The sequence below is a fragment of the Aquimarina sp. KJ22-3 genome, assembly GCF_055808215.1.
The window spans coordinates 1,815,289-1,839,949 of sequence record NZ_CM147859.1; the positions used below are offsets into that span (position 1 = coordinate 1,815,289).

Genomic DNA, 24,661 nt, shown 5'->3' on the forward strand with positions numbered 1-24,661 from the left:
ATAAAAAAGCATCTTGAGAGTATCAAGATGCTTTTTTTGTTTTCGTAAGACTTTATGCACCTAGTTTAATCGTAACTTACTAGGAGTGTAGTCAATATTTTTCTTGAAAAGTGCAGCCTCATTGGTAAATCCTTGAATACTAATTTTAGGTTCTCCTAACAGAAAAATTTCAGATTTATCTTTGGCCTCGATGGTTATTTCTTCTTGGATTTGAACATAATTATCACTAGACCCTTCGGCCAAAAGAGAAGCTTTTGTAGCATTTAATTTAGTCCCATAAAAGTCAGTTTCGTTATCGGTACGTAGTTGCATAAACTGCACTTCTCCTTCTAGTTCTGCCGTAGCTTTTTGATACAAATCAATTTTAAATTCATCAGCAGTAACAATACCTTTTACTTCAGAGTTTTCATTTACTTGATAGACAACGCTAGTGGCACTTGCGTGTAACTCTGCTCTTGATTTTCCATAGGCGATACAACTCAAATTACCGGTTTCTGTGGTGAGAAACACTTCTGCATAATCATTAACTTCAACAGTAAGGCCGGAAGATTTGATAGCAGACAATGATTTTGCATTCACCTTGTCATATAAGATGATCTTTTTAAGCTCTGATCCATACAAAATATCAATATTGAGTGCTTTGGCTCGACGAAGATCTTTGTCAGATTTTATAGTTAGTACACTATCTACGACCTCTATTTGTATGACACGTTGTATATTGCTGTCAGCTTCAATTTTTACCTCACTGTCACTACTTTCATCCAAAGTAACTTCAAACCCTTCGTAAATTTCTATAGTATGAAAGGGTTCTACCTCATAACGTTCTGTGCTTACAATTTTGTTTCCCTTTATTTTTTCTTTTTGAGCAGAAGCGCTGAAGGTTATGAAACAAATACAGCATAAAAAGAATAACTTTTTCATTGGATTGTGTGATTTTAATTTTTGATAAAGACTACAAAAAAAGCAAATGTTTATGTAGCAAACATAAGTTACAAAAATGGTAGCGCAAAACATGTACCAAAAACAATAACATTTTTCTTAAAAAGAAATTGTGCCAGATGGTAAAAACAAAGAAAAAGGGGCTTTGGGAGTCATAAAAATGTCTTATTCAATTTATGATGAATTAAAAACGAATGCGATAGATGTAAAAAATCTACTCTAATACAGAATACTGTATTTAATATTCTATCTACTTTCATATTTTCGTGTCAATGTTTCTTAAAATGATTGAAACCGTAAAAAAAGCTTTGATAAATGAGTCGCCCTTGAATGCTGGAGCTGTTATAGATCATTTATTGCCTGCAATAGCTATTTCTTTATCCGAAAACCGAACAAAGAACAAATCCAAAATAGGAGGCATTCCTGATGTTCCTAACAGCTTTAAATATCCAGAATTAAATGGTAAACCTTATGTTTTTATCTCTCAAATTTTTGTAAACGAAATAAAACATTTTGATTTAGAAAATAAATTACCCGTTAAAGGTATTCTTTACTTTTTTATACAGGATTACCTAGAAACTTACCCTATACAACAGGATTATGTAAAAGTCATCTATATTGAAGAGTACTTAGAGACAGCTCCTTGTAATTTCAATAATGGGGTATTCCCAACGATTAAGGAGTATTTTATTGACTTCAAAGAATACCTGACAATACCTTCAACTGAGGATAGTTATCATATCAAAAATGAAGATTATCTAAACTTGTTTGAGGAAGATGATTTTATCTTTGATATACAAGAAAAAATAAACAAGATTGTTAATTATTCCGCTGATATTGGGAGTCAAATTTTAGGTCACACCAAGAATTTACAGAATGACCCTGCTTTTTCTTGGATTCATATGAACCAAAAGTTTGACCAGAATTTTGATTACGTAAAAGCTGAAGAGGAAGCAAAAGAACAAGCGCCTAGATATATTAATTTGCTACAACTAGACTTTTTGGATGGAGATTATGATGAGCGATTCAATAATGTACTTTATTTTGGCATCCATGAAGAGGATCTTCGGAAAAAAGATTTTGGTAATGTTAGATTCACATCACAAAATGATTAAAGAATATTGTTAACGTTCCATAAGGTTCACCACATTGGTATTCTTCAATAAATATGTTTCCTTTATACATACATTCTTATACAGAAAAATAGAAGGAAGGCATTGAACTTATGAGTCAATCATACAATTTGAAGATTATTTCTAAATACTAATAAATAGTAACATCCCTTAATTTAGGGTGTTAAAAAAGGACGATCAGAAATTCAAATAACTCTTAAACCTACACCAAATAAGATTTTGTAAATGAGTGATTCTTATATTTCAATTGTTCCAGTAGGTATTCAAAAACAGGATATTCCTAGGATTACTAAAAAAGTCAAGGACAGTTTGATCCAAAGAGAAATTATTAAGGAGGATCTTAGTCCCGGTAAAAAGGCCTATACTGTTATTAAAGATGAAGGAGTTTTTATGCTTGATCTTCAAATTGTTAATACCCGTACTGTGTTTAATAGTGGTCAAAATAATGTCGAGGAACTTCTGTGTCCTCATTGCTTTTATAATATGATAGATACAGATTGGGTCAGTCTTGTCAGTAATTGGTATGATCAAGTAGGAGAAACAAATTTAACCTGTTCAAACTGTTTAGAAACCAATGATATTACTGACTATGATTTTAATTATGTATGGGCATTTGGGGATCTAGGGTTTATATTTTGGAATTGGTCATTAAAAGAAAGTTTCATTGAGGACCTTGAAAAAATAATTGGATCAAAAGTAAAAATCGTATATGGACTACTTTGATTTTTTCTAAAAACTGTTTAGCAAAAATATCCTGCACAAGTTGTACAGGATATTTTTATATTTATTAAACTAGAATCGTAAAATAAAAACTGCCCGAAAAATTTAGTACTTAACATGAACTAAGGTTTCAACAATGGGTGCTTTTCGGGCAGTATGATTTTGGTTGGTTAGATTGTTAGGATTGATTAGTTTCTTCTTACGTTTCCTCCAGAGTTATCGGTTTCTGATACTTTTTCTGGTTTTCCATAGTATACTACATTGGCACCGCTTGTAGCTTTTCCTGTAAATTCTTTTTGAGCATGGATTCTTATGTTAGCGCCACTACTTGCTTTTGCTTCTGAAACCAAACTCAATAGATCTTGAGCGCGAATATTAGCTCCGCTCGAGGCACTTGCAGAATGGTTTTCTACTTTTCCTTCAAGATCAATAAATGCACCACTAGAAACCGAAGAGTTTACCGTTTGTGCTTTTACTTTCAACTTGATATCCGCTCCACTAGAAGCACTAAGCGCAAGATCTTTTTGCGCTACTTCCTGATCAGAATATACGCTGGCTCCACTATTGACATGTATTTTGTTGAGTTGATCATAAGAGACATATACTTTTTTCTCGTCTGCTCTATAAATATTCTCATCAGATGTAATGTACAGGGTGTTTTTTTCTACATAAATCTCAATATGCTCATGTAGATTTTCATTAGCTTCTACGATAACTTTCTTGTCATTACTTTCTACTAAAATAACATCTAATCCTCTGCTTGCTTTTACAGCTTCAAAGTTTTGATCTATGGTTCTCTCTTTTTTTACTACTTCTCCTTGTCCTTTGATCCCATTAAGTCCATCGATAGAAATATTGCATGAACAAAAGGCTAGGGACATACAAAGGGTGACTAAAAATTTGGCTAGTGTGGTCATTGTTTTTCAGATTTTAGTGTTGTGATTTAACTGTTCGTTTTTTGATTTAATTTTCGTCGGTTTTGATTTCTATACCGTCCTCGTCTATTTTTACTTTTACGGGTTCATTATTTAATTCAACGCCGTCTTCGTCTATTTTTAAATTAAAATTTTTGTCCTCAGAGTTAATGTGAATGTTTACCTCGTCCTCATCTTCATCATACTCCCAATCGTTTTCTTTCTCAGGGCAGCTTTCGCATACAAACTTACCGTCAACTAATTTCAAATATTCTTCCTCTTTTCGATCGATAGTGATATAATCATCATAGGTCCAGGAGTTATTGAAACCAGATGTGTTATCATCGGCGTAAATGGTAATACCTTCTGGTAGCGTTAGGGTGATATTCACTTCCTGATCTCTAAATTTGTTTGCGTAATCTGTGATCGCAAATCCATCTAACAGTAGTGTTTTTCCTTCTAATTCATAAAAGTACTTGATGTCTTCCGCACGTTCTGAAGCTTCATCATACGATCTACCTTCTGCTTTTTTCTTTATGGCAAGACTCACTACAGAATCTCTTTTGGTAGACTTCATATAGATTTCTATATCGCGTACTACAATCACTCTATTGCCTTCTTCATCTCTTTTGATTCTATAATCATCTCTGTGTCTTAACTGACGCACATATCGATCATTACCTTGCATTTTGATGGTAAGCGTGTCTTTGGCTGTAATTGGAAGTGTTTTTTCTTCGGTAATTACATCAGCATCATATGCTTCTAAAGTTGCTTGTCTAATACCGATCACACTCAATCCGATTATAGAAATGATCCAAACTCCTAATAATCCCAATTTTGCAGGGGTACCTATGGATTTAAGGTTGTTAATCAAAATCTTCAATCCAAGGATGAATAGGAAGAAGAAAGGTATTCCTACTGCAAAGAACGCTAACAAGGATACAATCCATAGTGGAACATCGGGGTGGTTACCAACTTCGATATATTCGGTCCAAGGGGTATCCATAAATCCAAAGGTCCCTACCGTAAATAATCCTATAAACAAACTGATCAAAGTAATACCGGCAGTGATGATAAGGATGACACCAATGAATTTTACAAAGATCTTCAATAAGAACAATAAAACGTCTCCAAGGGCTTCAAAAAAAGTGGTAGAACTACTTTTTACTTTATTGCTGTATTTTTGATAGTCTACATTTTTTACGGTATCGGCTACATCGTCAAAACCCTCTTTGATTTTTTTCAATATTGCTGATATTCACCGCCTCTCCTTTCATGGCAAGAAAGTCTGAAGTGGATTTGGCTTCTGGTACAAAAATCCAGAAAGCGATATAAATCAAGATAAAAGCTCCACTAGAAAAGATCGTAAATAAAATCCATGCCAAACGAATCCATGTAGAATCTATTCCTAAATAGTGAGAAAGCCCTGAACTTACACCTCCTACATACGAATTGGTAGTATCTCTGAACAACTGCTTAGAACTTTTCGGTCTTTGATACGATGCTCTTGGTTCGTCTTCAAAAATTTCCTCATCCAATCGGTAATCTTCTGGTTGTCCCATCACTGCGATTACTTCATCTACTTCTTTATTACCGATAACTTGTCTTTCATCTCTTATTTTTTCACTAAAAAGCTCTGCAATACGTGCTTCTATGTCGGCAATAATCTCGTCTCTACCCTGAGAATCTGTAAAGGAACGTTTGATCGCGCTGAGGTACCGTTGCAATTTGAGATAGGCATCCTCATCGATATGAAAAAATATCCCTGCTAAATTTATATTGACTGTTTTGTTCATTTTACTTCTTTTTTTGTTTGGTTACCAGATTTACAGCGTGTTGTAATTCGTCCCAAGTAGTGTTTAATTCCTTTAGAAACAACTTTCCGGTTTCTGTGAGTCCATAATATTTCCGTGGCGGTCCCGAGGTTGATTCTTCCCAGCGATAGTTTAAAAGCCCGGCATTTTTTAGCCTGGTTAGTAGGGGGTAAATCGTACCTTCTACCACGAGCATCTTTGCATCTTTTAAGGTTCCCAAAATCTCGGCAACATAAGCATCATCGTCCTTTAAGATAGAAAGTATGCAATATTCCAGAACACCCTTGCGCATTTGCGCTTTCGTGTTTTCGATCTTCATAAAACTAATTTTTAAAAGTTAAACTGTTCATTTTTTGATTGATGGTTTGATTGATTGATGAATTTTGATTGATGATTATTTTAAAACATATTGATCAAGGCATACAACTCCAGTAACAAAGACTGTTGCTAAAAGATAATTGATGAGGTTAAATTTTAGACTGTACCCTTGTTCTTTTGAGGTTTTGATAACCAGAAACAATAATGTAAATGTTACTAATAATGGAAGCATCCAATATCCAAGTCCAAGGACATAACTTAATCTTGCTTCGTCATTAGGGTTGAATATGGAAATTACCATTGCCATAAGTCTAAAAACAAAAGCGAAAAACAAAAATGGATACCAGGATACTTTACCAGTTTTTCTTAGTACATAAAAGAACACAAAAGCTAATACAATAGTTATTATAGGTCCGGCAGCGGTTACTAAATAGCTATGCCAATCAGAATTATAGGTTCCCTCTTTTAAGGTTACCGAATTTAATGTCATCTTCATCGAATACCCTAATAGCTCTCCAGTTACATAGTGTGCAAACTCATGTACAATGAAGGTAAGCAACACTGCCAAAGCAGTAACCAAAATATACGATATGTTGATAGATGACTTCATTGTTTATTTGATAAATCTGATGGATAACGGGTATATATATGATTCTCCTTTGTTCGCTTTTAATGCAGCAGTAATTACAAAAATGATTTCGAGAAAGAAACCGATTAGCGCGATTACTCCTATAAACGAAGCACCTATAAGTGTTCTAAATCCTCCAGGATTCGAAAAATTGATAGATATCGAATCATGGTGAAATAAATCTGTAATAGAAGCATCTCCAAAAACATTAAAGATGAAAAACGGGAAGGAAAACATTCCTAAGATAACAGTATACAATAATATACTCAGTTGAAAATTGATGGCCTCTTTTCCGTTTTCGTCAATAAACTCTGATTTGTCCTTATTGGTGGTCCAAAGCAATATGGGAACAATGTAATTTCCAAACGGAATAAAGTATTTGGAAAATGCCCCCAGGTGCATGAACGTTGCGATATTTTTGTGGTTATTAGATGACATTTTTAAAAGTATATAATAGTTTCTTATGCAAATATATGTCTAAAAAAAGGTATTATGCAAAACATAGTACCATAATTTAACATAAATTTAAGAAAACATGGATTTTCGAACCCAATTACTTTTACCTATATTGTAACTATCAAAAATGTTAATCAATGAATATCACTCCAGGAAAACTAAATACCTTCTTACTATTTAAATTACCTTCGGCTTGGCTATGCGGAGTACGGGTTAAATCTATCGACAGAACGACTTGTACCGTTACCGTAAAGCACAGATGGTTCAATCAAAATCCTTTTAATTCTATGTTTTGGGCCGTACAGGGAATGGCAGCTGAGTTAACCACAGGAGCTTTAGTAACTGGTTATATTAGGAACAGCGGAAAGAAAATTTCGATGTTGGTAGCTAATAACAATGCTACCTTTACCAAAAAGGCTACGGGGAGAATTACTTTTGTTTGTGAAGATGGTGGATTGGTAGAAAAAGCAATCGAAAAAGCTATTGAAACAGGAGAAGGGCAAACGGTATGGATGAAATCTATCGGAACCAATAAAGAAGGAGTAGAAGTATCTACTTTTAACTTTGAATGGACCTTGAAAGTAAAAGGGTAACACAAAGCGATCCTACTTAAATCAAAAATAGGTGTAACGCTTTGTAAAAAATGTTTACCAATAGTATAAACATTCATTTAATCATTAAAACGTATACCTAGTTATTATGACAGCACACGAAATAGACTACGACATCATTGGAGAAGAAATGCAATATGTGGAGATCGAGTTGGATCCACAAGAAGGCGTAATTGCCGAAGCAGGAAGCTTTATGATGATGGATGATGGTATAAAAATGGATACCATCTTTGGAGATGGGTCTGACAAGGATAAAGGGATCATGGGTAAAATCTTTGGAGCGGGAAAACGACTGCTTACCGGAGAAAGTTTATTTATGACAGCCTTTTATAATGAAGCTATAGCAAAGAAACGCGTAAGTTTTGCTTCTCCCTATCCAGGAAAAATCATTCCTATTGATTTAACGAATTACGGCGGTAAATTTATTTGTCAGAAAGATGCTTTTCTATGCGCCGCTAAAGGAGTTTCTATCGGAATCGAGTTTTCTAGAAAATTAGGTCGTGGCCTTTTTGGGGGAGAAGGGTTTATCATGCAAAAACTAGAAGGTGATGGTATGGCATTTGTGCATGCTGGGGGTACCACAGCACGAAAAGAGCTACAACCAGGTGAAAAATTAAAGATAGATACCGGATGTATTATTGGTTTTTCTAAAGGAGTAAACTATGATATTGAGTTTGTAGGAGGTATTAAAAATACCATCTTTGGGGGCGAAGGATTATTCTTTGCTACCTTAACAGGACCAGGAGTAGTATATATACAATCACTTCCATTTAGTAGGTTAGCAAATCGAGTACTTGCTTTAGCTCCAAGGGGAGGAGGTAAAAGTAAAGGTGAAGGTAGTATTTTGGGAGGTTTAGGAGATCTTTTGGATGGCGATAACAATTTTTAACTGTGTTAAATAAGCGCTAAAAGACTGGTTTTTTAGTTTTATTTGCATATATTAGTATTAGTTAAATATTAAAATGTAAGCTTATTCCTACAATTACTAGTTTAAACCTAACATTTAAACCCCTATTAATTTATGGCCAGAGCAATGTTTGATTACACTAAAACTGTTCTTAAAAAAGTAAGTTTTGATGTTAATCTTTTTACAAAGGAAGTTCTAAAAGCACTAAACAGACTACTTCCGCACGAGATTGAAGAATTGAAAATATGGATTCAATCCTTGACGGTTAAACAACCAGAATTACAATCTTGTTTAATCTATTTAAAAACAACATAAAAAAAAGCGACTTTTTAGTCGCTTTTTACTTTTGTAATAGGGCTTATAATTTGAACATTTTGAAATGCGATTGCACCTTTTACTACTCCAGCGATAGTGGTATGCAGTGCATCTATGATCTGCATTTTTAATTCACTTTTGTTGAAGATTAAGCTTACTTCTCTTGCTGGTGTTGGTTCATTAAAATAATGCAAATTCGTTTTTTCACTTTCCTTTACATCCATAGTATGTAAATAGGGAGTAGAGTCATACCCAATCCTTCGTTCGCCAATTTTACCAAAGTTTCAAAACTTCCACTTTGCAACTGGAAATGATCTTCATCATAACTTTTTTGTGTCTTGCATAAGTTGATAATACCATCTCTAAAACAGTGACCATCTTCTAGCAATAGCAAGTCATCTATATCCAAATCTGTCGCATCGATCTTTTTCTTTTGGTTCAACCTATGGTTATTGGGGATGTATCCAACAAAAGGTTCATAATATAGAACACGTTCTTTTATATTCTCATTTTCTAGCGGGGTAGCAGCTATGGCCGCATCCAAATGCCCATCCATCAAGCGTTCAATAATAGCCTCTGTAGTTAGTTCTTCAATTTTTAGTTTTACCTTGGGATATTTTTTGATAAAATTGGTCAAAAACATAGGTAACAATGTGGGCATAATGGTAGGGATAACTCCCAGTTTGAATTCTCCTCCAATAAATCCCTTTTGTTGGTCTACAATATCTTGTATGCGTTCGCTCTCATTGACAATATTTCTGGCTTGTTGTACTAGTTTATTCCCAACTTCGGTAAGCTCTATAGGTTTTTTGCTTCTGTCAAAAATCAGAATATCTAACTCTTCTTCCAATTTCTGAATTTGCATACTCAATGTGGGTTGAGTTACAAATGTTTTTTCCGCAGCTTTGGTGAAGTTTTTGTGCTCGGCAACGGCTAGAACATATTTTAGTTGTGTTATGGTCATAGGTTATATTTTAGAACTACAAAGATAATAAAGCTATTGATATTATTTATCAATAAGTATTTAAAAATTTGTTTTATCTATAATGCTAGTGTTTATTATAAGAAATTACTGGTAAAATTACTTTTTTTAAATAAAAGTAGGGTAAACCCGCAATATGGTGTTTTAACAATAAAGATAAAGAAACACTAACTTGATCAATATGTACCTTATAGCATATCCCCTTTATGATGCGATAATAGGTTTTGGAAAAGTGCTGGGGAATTTTAGCCATTTATGGATCCTTTATATCCAAAATGCAATACTGAATTGGGTGATTTTTGCATGTATAGCATTGGTCCTTGTATTGATTATGGGAGTAATTGTGGTAATTAGTTTTAATAAAGTTCAAAAAAGTAAACGCATCGTTTTAAAACATGAACTGGAGAAAAAGGTTGCAGAAGCATTATTAAAGAAGAGAGAAAGAGAATTAGCCTTCCTTCGATCAGGTAGAGGCAAACATTTGGGGCATTTTTTTGAAGAATATTCGGCAAGACAACAACAAGCCTATATTACTGGAAAGGAAAAAGATCAACAAATGCAGACCTTACTGCCTTATCATCTTCTTTTGAGCAGCCAATTAAGTACGTTGTATCCTAATTTTTCTAAAGATGAAATTCAGCATTGTGTTTTCCTTTATTTGAATATCCCTTCAGAAAAAACAGCAAAAAAGCTTCAGTTAGAAGTGTCAGAAGTACAATCGATTAGATGTAAACTCCGAACCAAAGTGTTAAAAAGCAACGAACAAAACTTAAAAACACACGTCAGAGCTATTGTTATGAACTAGGGTGTTTATATAGGGCATACAATAGGAAAAAAAGCTGTCTTAATAGACAGCTTTTTTGATTGATGAATATTTTCTGTTGGATTACATTCTTATTTCAAAAGCAAGGTCTTCGTTACCCACTTCGAATTTTGCATCTCCCCACATTGGTGGTCCGTAGCTCATGTTGTTGTTGGATACTCCGTAACTTTCTTTTGGCATTCCGTTGGCTTCAAAATCCATTCTTCCATTTCCGTTAGCATCATGCAAACAAGTGATTCCATATTCTCCTGCAGGAATGTTAGTGAAAGTCACTTTGGCCACGCCGTTTTCGATTTCACTTTTTGCAGCCTGAATCGGAGCCGCTTTCATGAACGTATTCTCATCATATAGGGCAAATAATACTTCTCCTTCAGAACCAGTTACATTAGGAACGGTTACTGTAATTGTGATTCCTTTGGCATTGTCTTGTGCAGTAAGTATAAAATTAGAGGTAAACAAGGCAAGTAATAAAGCTAGAGTTTTCATATACATAAGATTTTTATAGTTATTTGATGTTTGAACACTTCAAAAGTCTATAAATCCATGTGTATGTAATAAAGTATGTTACCGAATTGTCAATATCATAGGATGAATTGTATCTGGTACTAAGTAATCGGAAATTGAATAGGATCAAAGTCTCCTTATAAAAGTCCTCGTGCTTTAATTTCCAGGTACTTATTAATAGTGTTTACAGTAAGATTTTGAGGAGTAGTAAGTACGGTTTGGATACCATACTTTTGCAATTCTTTGACCATTACTTTTTTGTCGTAAGCAAATTGTTGTGCTATGGTTTGATCATAAATGGTTTGCAAATCTTCCGCTTCCGTTTTGATTAGCTGATTCAATTCGGTGTTTTCGAAAAAGATAACTACTAATAAATGCTTTTTTGCCAGTGCTTGCAAAAATGGAAGTTGTCTTTTTAATGAAGAAATATGTTCAAAGTTGGTATAGAGAAGAAGGAGGCTGCGGTGTGTAATTTGTCGTTTGACATGAGCGTACAACAAACCAAAATCCGAATCCAAAAACTGCGTTTTTACGTTATAAAGCGTTTCTGAAATGGTATTGATATATGTTTTCTTACCACTATCAGGAAGAAAATCATTTACCGTATTCGAAAAGGTCAACATTCCTACTTTATCATGCTTTTTTAAAGCAATATTAGAAAAGGCCAGCGTACTGTTAACCGCATAATCCAATAAACTCAACTCATTAAATGGCATTTTCATGACCCTACTCGCATCTATAATCGAATAAATAGGCTGTGATTTTTCATCTTGAAATTGATTGATCATCAGATTGCCATGCTTGGCAGTGGCTTTCCAGTTAATGGTACGTACATCATCGCCAACCACATACTCCTTAATCTGCTCGAACTCCATGGTATGCCCAATGCGGCGAATTTTTTTCAGCCCAATTTGTGTTAGTTTATTATCTATCGCCAAAAAATCGTATTTCTTCATTTGGATAAACGAAGGATATACTTTCACCATAGCAGATTTGTCAAAGCTATATCTTCTTTTAGCAAATTGTATTTTGCTCATGGCGTAAATATGTAAACTACCGAACACATATTCACCTCGTTGAACGGGGCGAAGCGAATATTCAAAATCAAGTATGTTTTTGGGACCAATACGTTCTGATTTCAAAAAATCTCTCTTCTGAAATTGAACTGGTATCTCATCGATAATTTCAACATGTGTAGTAAAGTGATAGTTATTCTTGATCCGTATCGGTACAGCATTGAAATCACTATTCGAAAATTTATCTGGTAATAATCGATTACTATCAATTCCATTTTTGGAATTGAAAAGAATGATAACATCGAATAAAAACACAATCACAAATCCCCATACCAACAGCCATGTAAAAGGATACAGTATATGAAACCAATACGATAGTAAAAATAGTACGGCTATCGTAAAGAGTATATAAAATACGTTTTTGGTTAGGTATAAAGATTTGAAAAACTGGATCACTACTTAACGGGGGATTTCTACAGATTGTAAAATCATTTCAATAACATCTTCTGTGGTCATTCCTTCCATTTCGCGCTCTGGAGATAGAATAATACGATGGCGTAATACTGGGAATAACGATTTCTTTATATCTTCTGGAGTCACAAAATCTCTACCATTGATTGCTGCAAAAGCTTTTGAAGCATTCATCACTGCGATCGAGGCACGAGGAGAACCTCCTAAATACAGATGAGGATGGGTTCTGGTTTTGGTCACAATCTCTGCAATGTATCCCAATATCTTCTCTTCAATAATAACCTCTTGCGTCTTATTTTTGAATTCTAATAATTTTTCTGGAGTTAAAACAGAACCAATCAGTTCAAGCGGTTTTGTTGCTTTACGCTCATGATGTGTTTTAAGGATATTGATTTCTTCTTCGAGATTAGGATAATCTACCTTAATCTTAAACAAGAAACGATCTAATTGTGCTTCGGGTAGGGCATAGGTACCTTCCTGCTCAACCGGGTTTTGCGTAGCTAAGACCATAAAAGGTGGTTCCATAGGATATCGAACACCATCAATAGTTACTTGTCTTTCTTCCATAACCTCGAACAAAGCAGCTTGTGTCTTGGCAGGAGCTCTGTTGATTTCATCAATAAGCACCATATTAGAAAAAATAGGGCCTTTTTTGAATTCGAAATCACTTGTTTTCATATTCAAAACCGAAGTTCCCAAAACATCACTAGGCATGAGATCGGGAGTAAACTGAATACGATTAAACCCGGTTTCCAAGGTTTTGGCAAATAATTTTGCGGTCACGGTCTTGGCAATTCCCGGAACTCCCTCGATCAAAACATGACCATTGGATAACAAAGACACAATCAATAATTCTATAAAATCTTGTTGTCCAACGATAACCTTCGCTAATTCGGTTCTTAGCTTTTCTACTGCCTGTTGCAACTCACTCAAATCAATTCGATTTTCGAAGTTAAGGTCTTGTTCTGTCGGTGCTCCAGATGACGTTTCTTCTGGCGGAGTATTATTTTGCAGTTCCTCGTTTTCCATGTGCGTTTTTTATTATGATCGACTTTTGAATTCTTTGATCAATTGATAAAGTCGGATTAGTTGTTCCTTTTCTATTTTTGGTGTGTTGTGTAGCTCGTTGAAAAAATTAAACAATTCTTTGGTGTCTTCTACCGTGTTATTACTTCTAGCTGCGATGTCTATTATTGTTTTTTCATCTATATTATTCGTTGGTACTCGTAAGGTATTCCGAACGTACTCCAAAAACAATAGGTTTTGTTTTTTTGCAATTTCCTTGTGTTTCTCTTTTTCAAAATACATCCCACTTATGGTCCTGGTAAAGGCTAGGGTTTGATTTTTTAGGGGGTTGATAATTGGAATACTTCTTTGCTTTCGTTTTCCTTCAAAAATGACCAATAATACCGCGGCAATGAGCACAAAATAATAGGCCCATTTGAGATATCGATTACTGAGTAATAAAAATAGTGGAGACGTATAAAAAGTCTTCCCAGCCTTGTAATAATTGTCCCAAAGAATAGGCTTGCCTTTAATATAAGTCAGTGCATTTTGAGTGTACTCGAAATTGTTTGCTTTAAGCATAAAGTAATTTCCAAAAGCTTCTGGGAAGGTATGTAATAAAATAACACCATTTCCAAAAGGTTGTTGGATATAGTTCACCTTGGGAGATTGTATTTGTAGCGTATCCTTATACAGCTCAGTTATGCCCAGCACCGTAGTTTTTAGAGTGTCGATGGTTTTGAAATACGAGTTATAAATATCCCTATCGTACAAATAGGGGAGGTCCACTTTTAAATTTTTATTGACCAGTTCTAGTAATGGTTTGGTGGTAATATTGTTAACCGAAATTAGGTTTTCGGCCTCAAGTTGCAAAGTATCTAAGAGTTTTTCTTCTATAGTTTTTGCCGAGATAAATAGGGTATTTCCTTTATCTACCCAATTCAATACTTTATTCAACTCATCTTTGTCAAAATTCACGGTTCCATTTACAAAGAAATAGGTGCCCGATATTGTGTCATTATCGGTTAAGAATTCGTAAGGAGGTTGATTAATGTCCTTTACTTTTTCGTCGGTAAATGCTTCTTTGATCAGATTATAAGAAACAAAAGTTCCTAAAGGAATTTTATCAGTTTTGGCATAACTAGGAAACCAATTAACCGGTTCCGGTTCATTAGCTTCCAAAAAAGTAAGCAACCCGATGGCTACTACAATTACAATGATGAATATTTTGGATTTCTTACTCATCTATTATTTTTGAATGCTTTGGGTTATGGATAAGAACTCTTTTTCAGCCTGTTGATAGGTGTTTTGATTGACTTCAAAACTTCCATACCAAATAAAATCGTATAACTTGGTAATTACTTTAAATTGTTCTCTCAGGCTACTGTCGGTAAGCTCTTTACTATAATCTGTATTCGTTTTTTGAGACTCCCAATCGATATACTCGGCTTCAGATAGATTCTTTAGGACTAACAAATAATAATAACGAATCGCCAACCTAAAATTTTGTTGTTTTATGGCTTGATTGATGAGATCTCTGATATCTTGGTTATGGATAATGTCTTCTTCGTCTGTAAAAGCAACTTGTGGGATTTCTTCATTCTCTAAAAGCATTTCTCTTGGATTTACTTTCATAAACAACCAGACTAATAAGAATAATACTGCGATAATGACCAGATACGGTAATATATTGAAGAAACCTGCCCAAAAACTATTAGCTTCACTGGTGCCAAACAACCAATTGATGAATTTCATAAATGCCTGGGCCAACCAGCTTTTGAATTGTGTCCACCAATTATCTACTTCTTGCTTCTCTGTATAATTAAAAGCTTTGTCATTTTTGTAAGATTCTATTTTATCCTGATTCAACTTTTGAACTTCTATTTCAGAATCTAAATCATAAATTACTTCTTGACTTTGGACTACACTAGTGCTATCCACAGCTTGAACAGCTATAGAAAAAGGGATAAAGAACAGTAAGAAGTATAAAAGTTTCAAGTTATTCAGATTTTCCTAAGGATTCTATTTGTTCAAAAGCTCCTGTAGAATGCTTTCTTTCATTCAGATTAAAATATATAAAGGCGGTGGCTACAGCAGTGATGATATATAGTATGTATTGAGCGGCAGACGAAATCGTATTTAATATAATAAACACCCAATCAAACATAGATGAAGGATCCGACATTGTACTCTCTGTGGCAGCGGTAAACGTTTTGGTTAAAGAATAAACCACTGCTGGGATTGAAAATACCATACTAATGAGCCAAATGATAATTCCCAATACAAATAGCGTAGCGAAGGTAATCCACCATTCATCTTTGACTAGTTGAAAACTTTCATTGATCGAGTCGGAAACACTAATATTTCTGAAAACCAAAAGCGAAAATACCATACTCATCGGAACATATAGATAGACCCCTGGAATAACACATAGCATAAAGCCAAAAAATATGATGATCCCTGATAGTAATCCCAGTCCTATCATACTTCCAAAATCTTTTTTTACCCCTTGCGATACTGCATCCTGATCTACTACACCTTTTCCTTCAATATACGATTTGATAAAATGAAGAACGGTTCCAAAAAGGAGTCCATAAAAAACTAATAGCGTGATTAGCATAACAAACAAGGCAATAAACATGTTTCCAGTGCCTAAAAGACCTCCACTACTAAGGTTTACAGGATCTAGCACATCGGCCGAGGCATGCGTATAATAGCCTGAAGCTAATAGCAGTATTACAAAAGGAATACCAGAGGTTTTGATCAACATACCGAATAATGATTTTCCATTGTGTCTTAAAAAACCAAAAGTATCTGTCAGTATGTCTCCTAATTCTCTTCTTTTTTTGAATTCTATGTAGTTATTGTTCATTTTTTAGTTTGTTATATAGTTGTCTGGGGTAAATTACATAATAAAACAGGATCAGTGATAAAGAGCCTAGTATAATGATTAAGGCAAGCCAATCCGGCATTTCCGTATGTCGAGTTACGAATCCTTCCAAAAATCCTGCGATGATAAAGAAAGGAATAGTACTTATTACAATTTTTAATCCTGCCTTAATCCCTTTTACAAAGGAAGTCAAACGGGTATATGTTTTAGGGAATAAAATGGATTTGCCCACTACCAAACCAGCACATCCTGCAATAATAATAACAGAGATTTCTATGGTACCATGAATCCAAATCGTTCTTGCGCTTTCCCACAGTAAACCTTTGGCATAAAAGAAGTATTGAAATGCGCCGAGCATGATAAAGTTTTGCATGAGCATATATACAGTTCCAATACCAAACATTACCCCTAATATGAAACAGTTGAGGGCTACTCGAATGTTGTTGATGGTAATACCCAAAAACATGTTAGTTTCTCCCATTTGTTTATACACGGCCATGGGATCATCTTTTGCAATATTTTCTAAAGTCATATTTACATAGGCATCTCCAAGAATCGAGCGGACAAATGCCCCATCTGTGGCAGAAGAATATACGCCTATTGCGGTAAATAGTGCCGAAATCAAAAAGGCAATCAACAGCTCTTTTTGATAGCTATAAAATTCTAAAGGAAACTCTTTTACCCAAAACGTATAGAACCTGTTTTTCTTCTCTTTTTTGGTTCGATACACTTTTTGATGGGCTTTGCTGGCTAAGCCATTTAGGTAACTTAGTGTTTGACTATTGGGATAAAATGTTTGTGCATAACTAAGATGATCGGTTATTTCTATATACAGATCCGAAAGTTCATCTGGTGGAATGATGGTATTATTAACCAGAACACTTTCAAATTTTAACCATTTATCTTTATTTTGCTTCACAAAAGCCGCCTCGCGCATGTATCAAAAGATTAAGAGGTTCAAAGAAACATAATTAATGGATAATTTTCAAATAGAAACTGCCCAAAATGTTAGCATACAACAAAATGTCGCTGGTATTGGAGAGCGCATATTAGCATATTTTATTGACTTGGTGATTATCATCGCGTATTATATTGTCATACTGTTTATTGTTGGTGCGTTGGATAATGGTACAGGAGATCACTGGGCTTTTTGGTTGATTTTGAGTATTCCTCCGTTTTTGTATTTCCTGTTATGGGAAACCTTTTGGGATGGAAAAACACCAGGTAAGGCTACTATGAAAATCAAGGTAGCAAGACTAGATGGATCACGACCTGCGTTTTCGAATTATTTGATTCGTTGGTTACTTCGTTTACTGGATATCTCTTTGGCAATGGGTGGAGTAGCAGTGGTTACCATTTTGATGAATGGAAAAGGACAACGTTTGGGAGATATGGCTGCAGGGACCACAGTAATCAGTGAACGACAACGCGTACAATTTCATCAAACCATATTAGTAGATATACCAGACGATTATGTTGCTGTTTATCCTCAGGTTACTGTTTTTAGTGATGCTGAAATGAGAAAAATTAAAACAATCTACTCTGAGGCTAAACGTGAAGCTAATCACAACGTTATTTTGGAACTCTCCAAAAAGGTAAGTGCAATAATGGATGTAACCCCGCAAGAAAAGCCTCTACATTTTGTAGATAGAGTGATTGCAGATTACAATTATTACACGCAACAATTGTAATTTATCACCAAGGGGTAACAATTTTTTCTTCTTCCTGATATAGGGATATAAATCACAAAATTTTTATATCATGAAGAAAAAGAACTTCAAAAAATTACAATTAAGTAAAGACAGTATTGCACAATTAAGAGGTGGGTTAGCTCACCCAATGGGGGAATACAAAGAACGCGTTAAATATTATGTAGGTACAAGAAATACTTGTCAATGCGAGACCATTGCTTCTCCTTGTTAAAAGAAAAAAGCGGACTTCGGTCCGCTTTTTTGTTATTGTATAAAGGATTATTATTTAATGACTTCAGCTTTGATGAAGATGTTCTTCTTAGGCCATTCACTACCATCTACAGGAACGTTTGATATTTTGTCTGCGATATTCATGCCTTTTACTACCTTACCAAAGATGGTGTGTTCTCCATCCAAATGACTGGCTCCTTGTTTGGCTAGAACAATAAAGAATTCATAAGGAGTAGAACGATTAGAAGGATTGTCTACCCATTGTTTTGATAGTGCTACAGCACCTCGTACATGCTTTAATCCTTTTACCTGTTCTTGCGGGATGGTGTATTCACCAATTTCAAAACGTTTTCTTGCCATTTGCTCACGATCGCTATTTCCTCCCTGTATCACAAAACCTTTGGCCACTCTGTAGAAAAAGGTTTCGTCAAAGTATTTTTGTTTGACCAAATAAATAAAATTTGCTCGATGTAATGGCGTTTCTTTATATAGTTTGATATGAATATCTCCATAAGATGTAGATATTCGTACTAAAGTTTCTGGATTTTCTTTTCCGTATGCTGCCATAAATTCCCTCAGGTTTTCGTTGGTTAGTCTAAAAGGCTCTTCTTCAGTCTTTTTGTTGGTGTCAGTGTTTTCTACAGCTGGTTTTTTTGAAGGAGTAGCGTTTGTTTTTTCAACCTTTTGCTGAATGACAGATGGAGAATCCTTCTGCTTATATTTTTTAGATTGTGTATCTTCACAATTAGAGAATACAAAAATGCTAATGCAAAAGACTAAAATTGATCTGGTAAATGACATTTGATACGTTTAAAAATTTAATTCCAAAAATAAAGAAAATGTCAGTACCGGGAGAATCTTCTCATTTTGTTATGGCTCCCGAAATGCGAACTAAGGAGTTAAACCGTTTAAAAATTGAAGAAAGAAACCCCAGGAATGCTGCCGTAATGATGCTTTTTTATCCCAAAAAAGCAATAACTCATATTGTTTTGATCCTAAGACCTACTTACGAAGGGGTCCACTCGGGTCAGATTGCTTTACCCGGAGGAAAAGTAGAAACCTATGATACAAGTTATAAAGAAACCGCTCTGCGGGAAACCGAAGAAGAGATAGGTGTATTTAATAAAACTATCGAGGTGGTGAAAACATTGACAAGAGTGTATATCCCGCCATCAAATTTTTGGGTACATCCTTTTATTGGGTTTACAGATCATAGACCCGAATTTGTGGCTCAGGAAGAAGAAGTGGCAGAGGTAATCGAGGTGCCATTGTCTGAATTGCTGAATGATCATAATGTAGTGCCACAAAGATTAACGACTTCTTATGCCAACGATATAGAGGTACCTTCCTTTAAACTAAACGGTTACACAGTTTGGGGGGCAACAGCTATGATGTTGAGTGAGCTTAAAATCTTTTTAAAGACTACAATGGAATAATGATTTTGTATCTTTGCCAATCTAAATACAACCAGATTTCTACGCATGGGAATATTTAAAAGAAATCCTTTTGGTCATGTTTTGTTTTTGAAAAAGTGGCTTATTCGTATCATGGGATCAATGACGCACAGGCGTTATCGCGGTTTCAACGAATTACAAATAGAAGGAAGTGAGATCATCAAAGATCTTCCAGATAATAATGTATTATTTGTCTCTAATCATCAGACATATTTTGCAGATGTAGTGGCAATGTTTCATGTTTTTAATGCAAGTTTGAGTGGGCGAGTAGACTCTATTAAAAATATTGGCTACCTCTGGCATCCTAAGCTTAACTTGTACTACGTAGCGGCAAAAGAAACTATGAGAGCTGGATTGCTGGCTCGTATTTTGGCCTATGCCGGAGCAATAACGGTAGAACGTACCTGGAGGGAAGCAGGAAAAGATGTGAACCGACAGGTAAAAATGAGTGATATCACCAATATCAAAAGAGCTCTTGAAGATGGTTGGGTAATTACGTTTCCGCAGGGTACAACAAAACCTTTTAAACCTATTCGTAAAGGTACAGCTCATATTATCAGACAATACAAACCAATTGTAATCCCAATAGTTATTGATGGTTTCCGAAGATCATTTGATAAAAAAGGAATTCGTATCAAGAAACGTGGGATTTTACAATCTATGGTAATCAAAGAACCTTTGCAGATTGATTACGATAATGATTCTATCGATGACATCGTAAGTAAACTAGAATTTGCTATAGAGCAACATCCTTCGTTCCTAAAAGTAATTCCGCAAGCAGAGTTGGATGCCGAAGAAGAATTGAACAAAAAAAGACAGTGGGAATATTAGTTTGCATCTAGATGTATTGTTCTGATAAATATTTCCCTTTTCTTGAAAGATAGTATTAGATAAAAGCCAAAAAATCAAATGATCTCTTGGCCTTTTATGATATACTAAAGGTAATAATTAAGTTATTACATTATCTGACACGATCCCCAGAAACAGAAGAATTCTTCGTGCTCAAAACCAGGAACTGAACTTAAAATGTCACAATCAGAATGGCTATAACAGCGCATTCCTGTAATACCTCCGTTAATTACTTTTTGTGCTTTTTTATTTAAAATTTGAGCACCTTTTACTTGCATTAGTTTTTTCATTTTTTTTCATTTAATTGATTGTTATTGTCGCAAACATTTTAAGACAGTTGCTATTTTCTGTCTGTTGGTAATAAAAACCTTTGGCTTTTAATTGTATTCTAAGGCGTTTGGTAATTGGAAGAAATGTTTAGGCATAAGAGCAGATTGAGAGTAAGACAGGTCTCCCATTAATTATTTTTTCGACACCGCAGCTTCCTGAACAGCAATCACTATCACTTGTGCACTTTCTAGCTATGTTCTGGCACCCAAAGGTACCTCCGCGGATTAATTTTTGATGTTGTTTTTTAAGAACGATAGCTCCATTTAAATTAAGAATGTTATTAAGCATAATCATATGTTTTAATTACCTACTCTACGGATAAGGTTTTCGGTTGCCCCTTTATCAAAAACAAACACTCAATGTGTTTTGATTCTGAAACTAAAGTAGATAGCAATTCGGGGTATTTAAAATGAAGTATGGCTATTTTAGACAATTTAGCCATAAAAAAACCCTGCGTCTTGGCAGGGTTGTTATCAGCAAAAAAAGATGTCTATTTTTCGTTATAGCAATAATCAATCATAACTCCGTTTGGATGTTCAGAATATTCACTAGTTAAAACACTACTTCCTCCATCGATATTTTTCATAGAAGCTGCGTTCATCTTTGCTATTGTTAATCTTTTAAGTTCGATTTTTTGTATTCCTTTTTTTTCATTTTTAAGATCATTAAGTTATTTGATTAGTTTTTTGACCCTTAATTGAAGAGTCTAGAAAAATGTATTTCGTAAGGAATATATTTTATTCTGTAGGCTTTTGATAAAACTATATGGCTAAATTGTCTAAAATAGCCATGGTTTATACCTTAATTTCAGAAGGTATTTGTTGCTTGTCAAGATTTTTTATAAAATAGGATGGATTGATTCCTGTTCTTGATTTAAAATGTTTAACTAGTGAATAACTACTTTTGTATCCGATTTCTGTAGCAATGGATTGAATGGAAAATGATCTGAATTTTTTATCGTTTTTTAATCTTTTTAAAACATATTCAATTCTTAGATCGTTGATATAATCGGTAAAATTCTTTTGTTTATGAATGCTTATGGTTTTGGATAGATATGTGGCATTGGTTTTTAACTTTTTTGCCATAGCTCTAAGATTGCATTCGGATTTTAGAAAGTACTCTTGAGCTTCTAACTTTTCCAATCCTTTTGCAATTTCGTTTATTTTCTGATCATCTATAATGACTTCTTTTTTTGATTGTTCTTTTGAGGTTGAGGGATGTTTTACAGATTCTAATTCATTGATTTTTTGCATTAATTTTTGAAATAATGATTTGTTTGATTTTTGTTTTTTGAAGTACATAAATGCAAAATAAATCAATGCGGTAACGGTCAGTAAAAGAATCCAGAATATTTGATTTTTGGCTTGCTGATTTTTAATTTGATCAGCTTTCATGTTGATGATTTCTTTTTGGAGTCTTTTTGTTTCTCTCTCATGAATGATATCAACAGTTTGATCTTTATCACTTTGATAAGATGCATTGAGTTTTACATATTCACTGCGCCACTGATTTGCCTTCTGATATTCTCTTTTTTCGTTGTAGCAATTGGCTAATAGAAGGTGAGATCTAATAGCGGGAGGTTTAAAAAGATCATTTTCTTCGAACCTATTTATACTATCAAGTAATATAGTAATTGCCTGGTCATAGTGGCCTTGTTGATAGTAACAACTCGCAATAAAATAGCTAGCATTTATTGTAGGAAAGGATTTGTTATTTATTGCCTGCCTGGATAGGATATCTTTAGCTTGAAATAAATAACGAAGTGATTCATCATATTTTTTTGGTAGTAATACACCATTCCTTTTTTAAGGTATAAATCTAGAGTGGCTTCTTGGTGCTCAATTTCCTTACTGATCTTTAGTCCTTTTTCAATATAGTGCAATGTAGAGTCATATTGCTCTTGATGTAGATGAACTTCACTTATGAGAACAAGGATGCTAGCATGACCTCTTTCTTTATAATGTTTAGTGTGTGGTAGTAGCTTAAGAGAACGATGAGCAATTTTTAAGGCTTTATCTAATCTGTTCATCCTTCTTAGAAGAACTATGAGCCCAGAATTAGCAGTTATTTCAAGTTCTTTATGTTCGGTTAACTCGGCTATATCTAAAGCTTTTGAATAAGCAGTTAACGCGTTTTTGTTTTTTCCATCTCTTAGATGAATATGACCTTTTCTAGTGTATATAACAGATAACAAAGAATCATTATGTAACTCTTTTACTATTTCCTCCGCCATGTCAAAATAAGACATACTTTGTTCGTAATTTTCTTCTTGATAAAAGATTTTGGCTTTTTCGATATATGCAATGGCATTTTGCATATCAATCTCTTGAGCACAAAAGTTAACAGAGTAGAATACTGAGATCACTAATGCTAACGAATGGTATTTGCCAAAATAGGAGGGTTTACGAGTTGTCATTCTGATGGATGTGTGTATCCTCAAAAGTAAGTAATACTTTTGTTTTTCCAAGAATGGTTACATCGCCCGGGTAATTATTAATAAATCAAAGAACTAATTTATTTTGTTTAGCTACTTTGATCATTCTAACCAAAGTTTAAAATCTTTTACCCGTTCTCTGGATACTATAATTTCTTGTTCGTTAAAATGATTGAGCTTTACTTGTAATCTCGAATTGGTGTAAGAGATAATATCCTTTATTGCATTAATGTTTACATAAAACTTTCTACTTACCCTAAAAAACTGCTGAGGATTCAATTCTTCCTCCAGTGATTCCAGAGTAGTATCAATTAGATAATTTCTATTATCGGTAGTATGCAAATAGGTACCTTTATTTTCAGAATAGAAGCATTCGATGTCCTCTACAGAGAATATTTTAAGATGTTGCCCAACTTTTGCGGTAAAACGTTTTTTGTACTGACGATCTATAGGATTGATCAATAACTTTTTGATATCATCAAAGTCGACCTGAATTTGTTGCTTTGCAGGGATTTGTTCTTTGTATTTGGTAACCGCAGCTTCTAATTCATCATCATCAATTGGTTTTAACAAATAATCAATGCTATTTAATTTAAACGCCTTGAGTGCATACTCATCATAAGCGGTAGTAAAGATAATGGCACTTTTTATGGTTACCGTATCAAAAATTTCAAACGATAATCCATCACTGAGTTGTATATCCAAAAAAATAAGATCTGGATGTTCGTTATTGCTAAACCATTCGATAGATTCGTTGACAGAATGTAGCATGGTGTGTACTTCGATATCCAAATCGCTGAGCATTCTGTTTAATCTTCTGGCTGCAGGTTTCTCGTCTTCAATGATTATTACGTTCATGGGTTATGTCATTATTAGTTTGTGAAAAACAATAAAAAGATGCAATTGTTGTGGTTGTTATTCCCACAATTGTTTCTGATCATCTTGTTCTTCTTCCATATACTTTCTTATTTTTCGCTCTTCCCAATCTTTATCAAACATCGGGTTAATACGATATGCTTTTACAGCGTGAAATGCCAATCCAATTCCCCAACCAAAAGCGGCCCATAGAAACCAAGGATAACTCCATTCGTTTTGGTAGTAGTTAAGTCCTGCAAGAAAACCAATAATAATGATATAAGATATCAAGTTATTATAAAATTTCTTGAGTTCTTCTACTCGTTCTTTTGCACGTTCATATCTTTTTTGTTGATCAAAATTATTCATGA

General features: G+C 34.3%; 31 protein-coding genes and 1 pseudogene. 10 read left to right on the forward strand and 22 right to left on the reverse strand.

All coding sequences use genetic code 11. The features are described 5' to 3' along the window. Positions 1–60 precede the first annotated feature (60 nt). Positions 61–921: a GIN domain-containing protein gene (locus AC0L3Q_RS08010; RefSeq protein WP_473286092.1), complete on the reverse strand. Its 861-nt coding sequence runs from the start codon at positions 919–921 to the stop codon at positions 61–63. Between the two features lie 302 nt (positions 922–1,223). Between AC0L3Q_RS08010 and AC0L3Q_RS08015 the strand changes: the two genes are divergently transcribed. Together AC0L3Q_RS08015 and AC0L3Q_RS08020 are read left to right on the forward strand one after the other, a co-directional pair. Beyond that, positions 1,224–2,054: a DUF1963 domain-containing protein gene (locus tag AC0L3Q_RS08015; protein WP_473286093.1), complete on the forward strand. Its 831-nt coding sequence runs from the start codon at positions 1,224–1,226 to the stop codon at positions 2,052–2,054. Between the two features lie 243 nt (positions 2,055–2,297). Continuing rightward, positions 2,298–2,795, forward strand: coding sequence for a hypothetical protein (locus AC0L3Q_RS08020; RefSeq protein ID WP_473286094.1), 498 nt, complete (start codon positions 2,298–2,300; stop codon positions 2,793–2,795). Positions 2,796–2,980: 185 nt separating this feature from the next. Here AC0L3Q_RS08020 and AC0L3Q_RS08025 read toward each other — a convergent pair whose 3' ends face one another. The 6 genes from AC0L3Q_RS08025 to AC0L3Q_RS08050 all read right to left on the reverse strand — a co-directional run bounded on the left by AC0L3Q_RS08025 (position 2,981) and on the right by AC0L3Q_RS08050 (position 6,904). Next, positions 2,981–3,709, reverse strand: a complete 729-nt coding sequence (locus AC0L3Q_RS08025; protein WP_073314904.1) for a head GIN domain-containing protein — start codon at positions 3,707–3,709, stop codon at positions 2,981–2,983. 46 nt (positions 3,710–3,755) lie between these two features. Further along, complete coding sequence (locus AC0L3Q_RS08030; protein WP_473286095.1) at positions 3,756–4,952, reverse strand: hypothetical protein; 1,197 nt, start codon at positions 4,950–4,952, stop codon at positions 3,756–3,758. After that, complete coding sequence (locus AC0L3Q_RS08035) at positions 4,927–5,502, reverse strand: PspC domain-containing protein (protein ID WP_473286096.1); 576 nt, start codon at positions 5,500–5,502, stop codon at positions 4,927–4,929. Before AC0L3Q_RS08035 ends, AC0L3Q_RS08030 begins: the two co-directional genes overlap by 26 nt. 1 nt (position 5,503) lies before the next feature. Next, entirely contained in the window at positions 5,504–5,839 is a 336-nt protein-coding gene (locus tag AC0L3Q_RS08040; RefSeq protein WP_073314900.1) for a PadR family transcriptional regulator, read from the reverse strand. Positions 5,840–5,914: 75 nt separating this feature from the next. Further along, complete coding sequence (locus AC0L3Q_RS08045; RefSeq protein WP_473286097.1) at positions 5,915–6,448, reverse strand: hypothetical protein; 534 nt, start codon at positions 6,446–6,448, stop codon at positions 5,915–5,917. A 3-nt stretch (positions 6,449–6,451) separates the two neighbouring features. Beyond that, positions 6,452–6,904 carry a DUF4870 domain-containing protein gene (locus tag AC0L3Q_RS08050; protein ID WP_473286098.1) on the reverse strand — a complete coding sequence of 151 codons (453 nt, stop codon included), beginning with the start codon at positions 6,902–6,904 and terminating at the stop codon, positions 6,452–6,454. 155 nt (positions 6,905–7,059) lie between these two features. Between AC0L3Q_RS08050 and AC0L3Q_RS08055 the strand changes: the two genes are divergently transcribed. The 3 genes from AC0L3Q_RS08055 (at position 7,060) to AC0L3Q_RS08065 (ending at position 8,755) form a co-directional block, all read left to right on the forward strand. Then, positions 7,060–7,515 carry a DUF4442 domain-containing protein gene (locus AC0L3Q_RS08055; protein WP_473286099.1) on the forward strand — a complete coding sequence of 152 codons (456 nt, stop codon included), beginning with the start codon at positions 7,060–7,062 and terminating at the stop codon, positions 7,513–7,515. A 106-nt stretch (positions 7,516–7,621) separates the two neighbouring features. Beyond that, positions 7,622–8,422 carry a TIGR00266 family protein gene (locus AC0L3Q_RS08060; protein WP_473286100.1) on the forward strand — a complete coding sequence of 267 codons (801 nt, stop codon included), beginning with the start codon at positions 7,622–7,624 and terminating at the stop codon, positions 8,420–8,422. 132 nt (positions 8,423–8,554) lie between these two features. Further along, complete coding sequence (locus AC0L3Q_RS08065) at positions 8,555–8,755, forward strand: hypothetical protein (RefSeq protein ID WP_073314891.1); 201 nt, start codon at positions 8,555–8,557, stop codon at positions 8,753–8,755. A 14-nt stretch (positions 8,756–8,769) separates the two neighbouring features. Here the strand turns inward: AC0L3Q_RS08065 and AC0L3Q_RS08070 are convergent. Further along, positions 8,770–9,719 (reverse strand): annotated as a pseudogene (locus tag AC0L3Q_RS08070) (LysR substrate-binding domain-containing protein). Positions 9,720–9,918: 199 nt separating this feature from the next. Here AC0L3Q_RS08070 and AC0L3Q_RS08075 point away from each other — a divergent pair. Then, a complete protein-coding gene (locus AC0L3Q_RS08075; protein WP_473286101.1) occupies positions 9,919–10,542 on the forward strand; it encodes a hypothetical protein in 624 nt (207 codons plus the stop codon). Positions 10,543–10,623: 81 nt separating this feature from the next. On the opposite strand, the gene AC0L3Q_RS08080 is transcribed toward AC0L3Q_RS08075, so the two are convergent. The 7 genes from AC0L3Q_RS08080 to AC0L3Q_RS08110 all read right to left on the reverse strand — a co-directional run bounded on the left by AC0L3Q_RS08080 (position 10,624) and on the right by AC0L3Q_RS08110 (position 17,383). Beyond that, on the reverse strand, positions 10,624–11,046 hold the full coding sequence (locus AC0L3Q_RS08080; protein ID WP_473286102.1) for a DUF2141 domain-containing protein: 423 nt from the start codon (positions 11,044–11,046) through the stop codon (positions 10,624–10,626). A gap of 155 nt (positions 11,047–11,201) precedes the next feature. Then, positions 11,202–12,533, reverse strand: a complete 1,332-nt coding sequence (locus tag AC0L3Q_RS08085) for a DUF58 domain-containing protein (RefSeq protein WP_473286912.1) — start codon at positions 12,531–12,533, stop codon at positions 11,202–11,204. 6 nt (positions 12,534–12,539) lie between these two features. Further along, complete coding sequence (locus AC0L3Q_RS08090; RefSeq protein WP_473286103.1) at positions 12,540–13,580, reverse strand: AAA family ATPase; 1,041 nt, start codon at positions 13,578–13,580, stop codon at positions 12,540–12,542. Between the two features lie 12 nt (positions 13,581–13,592). Continuing rightward, positions 13,593–14,801 carry a DUF4350 domain-containing protein gene (locus tag AC0L3Q_RS08095; protein ID WP_473286104.1) on the reverse strand — a complete coding sequence of 403 codons (1,209 nt, stop codon included), beginning with the start codon at positions 14,799–14,801 and terminating at the stop codon, positions 13,593–13,595. A 3-nt stretch (positions 14,802–14,804) separates the two neighbouring features. Then, positions 14,805–15,554 (reverse strand): DUF4129 domain-containing protein, encoded by a 750-nt coding sequence (locus tag AC0L3Q_RS08100; protein WP_473286105.1) that lies wholly within the window; start codon positions 15,552–15,554, stop codon positions 14,805–14,807. A gap of 1 nt (position 15,555) precedes the next feature. Continuing rightward, positions 15,556–16,428, reverse strand: coding sequence for a hypothetical protein (locus AC0L3Q_RS08105; RefSeq protein ID WP_073314883.1), 873 nt, complete (start codon positions 16,426–16,428; stop codon positions 15,556–15,558). Beyond that, complete coding sequence (locus AC0L3Q_RS08110; protein ID WP_073314881.1) at positions 16,418–17,383, reverse strand: stage II sporulation protein M; 966 nt, start codon at positions 17,381–17,383, stop codon at positions 16,418–16,420. Before AC0L3Q_RS08110 ends, AC0L3Q_RS08105 begins: the two co-directional genes overlap by 11 nt. Before the next feature lie 37 nt (positions 17,384–17,420). Here AC0L3Q_RS08110 and AC0L3Q_RS08115 point away from each other — a divergent pair, with 37 nt between their 5' ends. Then, the gene (locus AC0L3Q_RS08115) at positions 17,421–18,137 is read left to right on the forward strand and encodes an RDD family protein (protein WP_473286106.1); all 717 of its coding nucleotides are present in this window, start codon (positions 17,421–17,423) and stop codon (positions 18,135–18,137) included. Between the two features lie 70 nt (positions 18,138–18,207). Then, positions 18,208–18,369, forward strand: coding sequence for a hypothetical protein (locus AC0L3Q_RS08120; protein WP_473286107.1), 162 nt, complete (start codon positions 18,208–18,210; stop codon positions 18,367–18,369). 50 nt (positions 18,370–18,419) lie between these two features. Here the strand turns inward: AC0L3Q_RS08120 and AC0L3Q_RS08125 are convergent, their stop codons facing one another. Further along, positions 18,420–19,169, reverse strand: coding sequence for a peptidylprolyl isomerase (locus AC0L3Q_RS08125; RefSeq protein ID WP_473286108.1), 750 nt, complete (start codon positions 19,167–19,169; stop codon positions 18,420–18,422). A gap of 38 nt (positions 19,170–19,207) precedes the next feature. Between AC0L3Q_RS08125 and AC0L3Q_RS08130 the strand changes: the two genes are divergently transcribed. Both AC0L3Q_RS08130 and AC0L3Q_RS08135 read left to right on the forward strand, forming a co-directional pair. Then, positions 19,208–19,804, forward strand: a complete 597-nt coding sequence (locus tag AC0L3Q_RS08130) for an NUDIX hydrolase (RefSeq protein WP_473286109.1) — start codon at positions 19,208–19,210, stop codon at positions 19,802–19,804. A 45-nt stretch (positions 19,805–19,849) separates the two neighbouring features. Then, on the forward strand, positions 19,850–20,653 hold the full coding sequence (locus AC0L3Q_RS08135; RefSeq protein WP_073314872.1) for a lysophospholipid acyltransferase family protein: 804 nt from the start codon (positions 19,850–19,852) through the stop codon (positions 20,651–20,653). A 125-nt stretch (positions 20,654–20,778) separates the two neighbouring features. Here AC0L3Q_RS08135 and AC0L3Q_RS08140 read toward each other — a convergent pair whose 3' ends face one another. The 6 genes from AC0L3Q_RS08140 to AC0L3Q_RS08165 all read right to left on the reverse strand — a co-directional run bounded on the left by AC0L3Q_RS08140 (position 20,779) and on the right by AC0L3Q_RS08165 (position 24,659). Further along, a complete protein-coding gene (locus tag AC0L3Q_RS08140; RefSeq protein ID WP_473286110.1) occupies positions 20,779–20,961 on the reverse strand; it encodes a hypothetical protein in 183 nt (60 codons plus the stop codon). Positions 20,962–21,088: 127 nt separating this feature from the next. Then, positions 21,089–21,289 (reverse strand): hypothetical protein, encoded by a 201-nt coding sequence (locus AC0L3Q_RS08145; protein WP_473286111.1) that lies wholly within the window; start codon positions 21,287–21,289, stop codon positions 21,089–21,091. 506 nt (positions 21,290–21,795) lie between these two features. Further along, positions 21,796–22,395 (reverse strand): helix-turn-helix domain-containing protein, encoded by a 600-nt coding sequence (locus AC0L3Q_RS08150; protein ID WP_473286112.1) that lies wholly within the window; start codon positions 22,393–22,395, stop codon positions 21,796–21,798. Positions 22,396–22,715: 320 nt separating this feature from the next. Beyond that, positions 22,716–23,417, reverse strand: coding sequence for a tetratricopeptide repeat protein (locus AC0L3Q_RS08155; protein ID WP_473286113.1), 702 nt, complete (start codon positions 23,415–23,417; stop codon positions 22,716–22,718). Positions 23,418–23,537: 120 nt separating this feature from the next. Continuing rightward, positions 23,538–24,293 (reverse strand): LytR/AlgR family response regulator transcription factor, encoded by a 756-nt coding sequence (locus AC0L3Q_RS08160; RefSeq protein WP_473286114.1) that lies wholly within the window; start codon positions 24,291–24,293, stop codon positions 23,538–23,540. Between the two features lie 57 nt (positions 24,294–24,350). Then, positions 24,351–24,659: a 2TM domain-containing protein gene (locus AC0L3Q_RS08165; protein ID WP_473286115.1), complete on the reverse strand. Its 309-nt coding sequence runs from the start codon at positions 24,657–24,659 to the stop codon at positions 24,351–24,353. Between the last annotated feature and the right edge of the window lie 2 nt (positions 24,660–24,661).